The following is a 5,456-nucleotide window of genomic DNA, read 5'->3' on the forward strand; positions in this document are numbered from 1 at the left end:
CGCCTCGGCGATGGAGACCGCGATGGTAGCCTTGTGAACATCCAGTCCGATATAAGCGGCATGGACGTAGCTGGCTGCGTTGAGTCGCTCAGCGGCGGTACGTACCACAACGACCTGTTGAGTTGCGTTAGACTGTTTCATGACCTGCCTCCCTCAATAGTGGCTCTGTGTTGTTGCCCAACTTCAACGTAACCCACGACGTTGAGGAGGGGCAGGTCAATCCATCATGTCTACAGGGTGGCAATCGCCTGACTGCGCCTGGCCATAAGACGCGTCAGGGACCGCCGCCCGACTCGCGCTCCGCCGGCAACTGGGGCGGCTGAACGATCATTCCCGGGCTGCCAACCTGGCTGCGACCTTCGTATTGGTCCAGCGCCTGAAGGGTAAGGTGCGTCCGAGCCGTATCAGGCGTCGGCACGATGGAACTCGAAGGCGCCGCAGACCGTCTTGGGGACTTCGATCAGGATATCGGGGGGGTAGCCTGCCACCTTGTACTTCGCCAGGGCCGCCTGGGTAATATCGAAGGAGGCCAGGATCATGTCCAGCCGCCCCCAGGCGCGGCGCCCATTGGGGGTCTTCCCCTCCCCGGCTTCATTATCCACGTCGTTAGCCCCACCGTTGCCCAACCCGTCCAGCAGACGCCGAGTCGCCCCGCGAACGTCCATCCAGCCGCTCAGCGAAGAGGCGCTCTCTTCTTCCACTGCCGCGATGCCCTGATCGGGCGGTAGCAGCTCCTCCAGTGTCACCGGCTGTGGACTGTGTGCAGTGACATTCACCGCCAGCATGAGGTCGGCATGGGCCGATACGGTAGGGATGATCGGCAAGGGATTGAGCAGGCCACCATCGACCAGGGTCTGGGAGCCGATGTGCACCGGGGTGATGACGCCGGGGATGGCAATGGAGGCACGCATGGCACGCAGTAGCGAGCCCGTCTGGAACCACACTTCACGCTGGCGGGCCAGGTCGGTGGCCACGGTGGTCAAGGGGATCGGCAGGTCCTCGATCAGGCAGTCACCGACCAGCTCTTCCAGCTTGCTCATCACCTTGCTGGCGCGCATGGCCCCCATGGGGCTCCAGGTGACATCCACCAGCTTGAGCACATCGAAGTAGTCGAGCTTGCAAACCCAATCGCGGTAGGCATCGAGCTCCCCCGCCGCATAGATACCACCAATAACGGCTCCCATGGAGCAGCCGGAAATCGCCACGACTTCGTAGCCGCGGGCCTCGAGCACGTCGATCACGCCGATATGGGCATAGCCCCTCGCCCCGCCACTGCCGAGGGTCAGGGCGACACGCTTGCCCGTCTTTGTTGCCGTTGCACCACCCATGATGTCACTCCCTGTCACACTCCCTCGTCCAGGACTTGCCAGTCGACGATCGCCTGGGCCACTGCCGCCACCGCACCGGACTCCAGATGCAGGTGATGCCCACCGGGCAACACCCGGCGAGTCAGCACCGAGACCGCCGAGCGTGCGGCGGCCGCCGACTCCCTCTCTCCCAGTATGCCGCTGTCGCCTTCGATCAACAGCACCGGCGCCTTGATGGCCCCCAGCAGCGCCAGGACCTGCTCGGGCGTCAGGCGCACCGGCGAGGGCCAGAGCAGGCGACCATCGGTTCGCAGGCGCACATGACCGTCTCCCTCGTCGCTGAGGTTGCGCGCCACTACCGGTCTCGCGGTATCGGCATCGATGGGCGTCACGCCGCCGGCTACCCGTGCCGCCACGGCGGTCTTGATATCAGGATAGCGCGGTGCGGCCGATAGGGAACGACGGAAGGCACGAAGCCCCTTGTGCAGTTGTTGTGCAGCGTCGCCGGCCGGGGTGGTAAGCGCTCCCAGGCCATCGATCAGGATCAGCCGGTCAACGCGCTCGGGTAGCGCCGCAGCGGTCAGGCAGGACACGCCTGCCCCCATGGAGTGGGCCAGCAGCGTGGCCCGCTCCAGGCCCAGTTCATCGGCGGCATCCAGCAGGTCGTGGCAGTAATCCCACAGCGCATAATCGCCCGCGGCATGTTGCGAATGGCCGTGCCCGGAGAAATCGATGGCCACGATCCGTATGTGCAGACGCCGTGCCAGAAGCGGGGCCAGTCGCGTAAAGCTCGCCGCGTTATCCAGCCAGCCGTGCAGCGCCAACCAGGTCGGTGCCGCGTCATCGCCCCAGCTGAGTCCGGCCAGACGTCCGCCGGCGAGGCGGATGGCTCGTGGATCGCTCATGCCGCTGCCCCCAGCAGTTCATCCAGCATTGCCAACAACGCCTGGCGTGTCTCCTCGGGATGCTCCATGGGAAACATGTGCGTACCCGGCACCAGCGACAGCTTGATCCGGCGACGCTCGAGGCGCCGACGGCGGGCCGGCGTGATGAGATCGGAATCGCGGCCAGCGATCAGGCCGAAGGGTACCTGCAGGCGACGCGGCAAGCTGGTCAGGTGGTCGGGTAGCTGACGAAAGATCTCGGTCTCGATGGCGGGGTCATACACCAGTTCGGCCGAACCATCGTCACCCAGCCGGGTACCTCCCTCGACATAGTCGTGCAGCGCATCGGGGGTGAAGCGCCGGAACAAGCCCCGACGACGCAGGTGATTGGCCATGGCGTCACGATCCGGCCACGCCGAGCGCCGTCCCCGGGACTTGCCCGCCGGCGTGACCCGGTCGATGAAGCCGAAGCGCTTGGCCATCTTCATCCCCCAGGCATCCAGCCCCAGCATCAGCGGTGGGTCCAGCATGACCACGCAGCGAAAGCGCTCGGGGGCACGCTCGGCGGCCATGGCCATCAGCACACCGCCCATGGAGTGTCCCACGCCGATGGCAGGCTCCTCGCTGTGGGTCAGGTGGTCGAGCAGTTCATCTCGCAGTGCCAGCCAGTTGTGACCGACCGGGTAGTCGGGGTGATGGCCCAGGCGGTCGACCGGGTGAACATCGAAGCACTCGCGCAGCGGCGCCAGCAGGCTGCGGTAGCTCATGCCGGGAAAGCCATTGGCATGGGCGAAGATCAATCGCGGTCGTTGGCTAGCGGGGGAAGCGGTCATGATAGTGTCCAGTGTCAAGCAAGACATAATGTCTGTGGCGATAGCAGGCTAACGGGTTTACCCTATTTCGCCAAGTCGAACCCTCGGCTCCCCCATGTCCACGCCCAAACGGAGTCTCGCCATGCCAGCGCCGCGCCCCCCGCGTGATACCCGAATCCGTAACCGTGTCTTCTGGATCACCGTGATCGCCGCCGTGACCGTCGGCCTGTGGCTGGCGCGTTGAATGGAACTGATCGACGTCTTCTTCGGCACCCTGGAAGTCACCCTGCCGGTCTTCATCATGGTCTTTATCGGGCTGGGCCTGAAGCGTGCCGGCTGGATCGATCAGCCCTTCATCAACACCGCCTCGCTGCTGGTCTTCAAGGGCACCATGCCGATGCTGATCTTTCTCAGCATCATCAAGGCCGACCTGGACGCCACGCTGAACCCCTTGCTGCTTGGCTTCTTTGCCCTGGCCACCCTGGGAAGCTTCCTGTTCAGTTGGGGCTGGGCCGCCCTGCGCGTGCCGCATGCGGACCGCGGCGTCTATGTCCAGGGCGCCTTCCGTGGCAATTGTGGCATCGTCGGGCTGGCTCTTGCCGCCGGCATGTACGGTGACTACGGTCTCTCTGCCGGCGGCCTGCTTCTGGGAGTGGTGATTCTCACCTACAACGCCTTCTCGGTGATTGCCCTGGCCACCTATCAGCCCGATCAGAGCACGAACTGGCGCAGCATCATTTCGCATATTGCGCACAACCCGCTGATCCTGGCCGTGGTCGTGGCGGTGCCGGTGGCCGCCATGGAGTGGCGCCTTCCCGGTTGGCTGATGACCTCAGGGGAGTACTTTGCCTCGCTGACCCTTCCGCTGGCACTGATCTGTATCGGCGCCACCCTTTCACTGGGCTCGATCCGGGCATCGGGACGACTGGCCGCCAGTGCCAGCCTGATGAAGATGATCACGATACCGGCGCTGGCCACCGGAGCCGCCTGGCTGGCCGGCTTCCAGGGACGCGAACTCGGCATCCTCTTCCTGTTCTTCGCCAGCCCCACGGCAGCGGCGGCCTTCGTGATGGCCAAGGCGATGGGCGGCAATGCCGTGCTCACCGCCAATATCATCGCCCTGACCACCCTGATGGCCAGTGTGACCATCACCCTGGGTGCTTTCGGTCTGCGCCTCGCCGGGCTGATCTAAGGCGGGCTGCTCACAGCACCGCTTCAGGGTCAGGTACGTTTATCTGGCCAGGCTACGTCGTTCGGCGCCATGAAACGTCGCAGCCTGGCGCAGCCCGCCGCCCACACCTCGGCCTCGAGCTCAGCCACCGCCGCGGTAGTGAACCCCAGGCCGCGGTCGCTTCGCCCCTCGACCAATAGCCCCGCCAGCGCACCCACCAGCGGCATGTGGCTGACCAACACGAGTGGCTCTCGACCAGGCTGCTCCAGCAGCCAATCACTCACCGCCTCGGGGGGGTCGTCGGGCGTTACCATGGCCAGGCTCTCGACCTCACGGCCCAGGCTGGCCGCCACATGATCCGCAGTCTGCCGGGCGCGCACATAGGGGCTGGCGAGGATGCGTGCCTCATCGAGCTCCTGATACTGCAGCCAGTCGGCCATGCGCGCGGCTTCGGCATGACCGCGGGCGGTAAGCTTGCGCTCGGCATCGACGCTGCCCGGGCCGGCCTCGCCATGGCGCATGATCAGCAGTCGCTTACTCATCGCGCACCTCCCGCCGGCTGGCCCCGGGCGGATCGTCGGCGGCTTCTACCCGCCGGTGGGCCCGCTGCACGTCCTCCCGCGAAAGCAGGAATTCCACATCGCTGCTCTGCTCACCTCGCATCAACATGCGCGCCATTTCCCGCGCCGGCACACCCTCGAAGAGCACCTGGTAGAGCCTTCGGCCAGGGGCATGTAGACATCGTCCTCACGCGCCTTGTCGCGCACCAGGCGCACCGTGTTCACCCCCTCGGCCACCTGGCCCAGTGCCGCCACCGCCTCATCGAGGGACTTCCCCTGACCCAGCGCATAGCCGACCCGGTAGTTGCGCGACAGGTCCGACGAGCAGGTGACGATCAGGTCGCCGACGCCGGCGAGCCCGAGAAACGTCATGGGGTTGGCCCCTGGTCCACCGCAAACCGCCCCATCTCGGCCAGCGCCCGGGTCATCAGCATGCTGCGGGTGTTCTCGCCCATGCCCAGGGCGGCGGCCATGCCGGCGGCGATCGCATAGATATTCTTGAGCGCCCCGCCCAGTTCCACACCATAGCGGTCGTTACTGGCATAGACCCTGAAATAATCGCAACTCAGCGCCTGCTGCACCCGGGTGCGAGTCAGCGGGTCATCGCTGGCCACCACCGTGGCGGTAAGCTGTTTCTGGGCGATCTCCGTGGCCAGGTTGGGCCCCGAGATCACCCGATATGGGTGAAGCCGTCTCCTCCTGGAGATCTGGCTCATCAGCTT

5 protein-coding genes and 1 pseudogene are annotated in these 5,456 nt (G+C 65.5%); 1 reads left to right on the plus strand and 5 read right to left on the minus strand.

The window, feature by feature from the left end; translation table 11 throughout:
• Window positions 1-404: 404 nt before the first annotated feature.
• From Q427_RS25745 to Q427_RS25755, 3 genes are read right to left on the minus strand one after another with little or no spacing between them, the layout of a single operon-like run.
• Window positions 405-1,328 (minus strand): patatin-like phospholipase family protein, encoded by a 924-nt coding sequence (locus Q427_RS25745; RefSeq protein ID WP_231613926.1) that lies wholly within the window; start codon window positions 1,326-1,328, stop codon window positions 405-407.
• Window positions 1,329-1,342: 14 nt separating this feature from the next.
• Entirely contained in the window at window positions 1,343-2,212 is an 870-nt protein-coding gene (locus Q427_RS25750) for an alpha/beta fold hydrolase (protein WP_043518268.1), read from the minus strand.
• A complete protein-coding gene (locus Q427_RS25755) occupies window positions 2,209-3,024 on the minus strand; it encodes an alpha/beta fold hydrolase (protein ID WP_043518270.1) in 816 nt (271 codons plus the stop codon). The genes Q427_RS25750 and Q427_RS25755 overlap by 4 nt, the downstream gene beginning before the upstream one ends.
• 223 nt (window positions 3,025-3,247) lie before the next feature.
• Here Q427_RS25755 and Q427_RS25760 point away from each other — a divergent pair, with 223 nt between their 5' ends.
• Window positions 3,248-4,195 carry an AEC family transporter gene (locus tag Q427_RS25760; RefSeq protein WP_043518272.1) on the plus strand — a complete coding sequence of 316 codons (948 nt, stop codon included), beginning with the start codon at window positions 3,248-3,250 and terminating at the stop codon, window positions 4,193-4,195.
• Window positions 4,196-4,224: 29 nt separating this feature from the next.
• Here the strand turns inward: Q427_RS25760 and sixA are convergent, their stop codons facing one another.
• Together sixA and Q427_RS25770 are read right to left on the minus strand one after the other, a co-directional pair.
• On the minus strand, window positions 4,225-4,716 hold the full coding sequence (sixA, locus tag Q427_RS25765) for a phosphohistidine phosphatase SixA (RefSeq protein ID WP_043518274.1): 492 nt from the start codon (window positions 4,714-4,716) through the stop codon (window positions 4,225-4,227).
• A pseudogene (locus Q427_RS25770) lies at window positions 4,709-5,456 on the minus strand (NAD(P)H-dependent glycerol-3-phosphate dehydrogenase); the annotation flags it as partial. The pseudogene Q427_RS25770 and the gene sixA, both read right to left, overlap by 8 nt.

This window comes from Halomonas sp. BC04 (assembly GCF_000568385.1).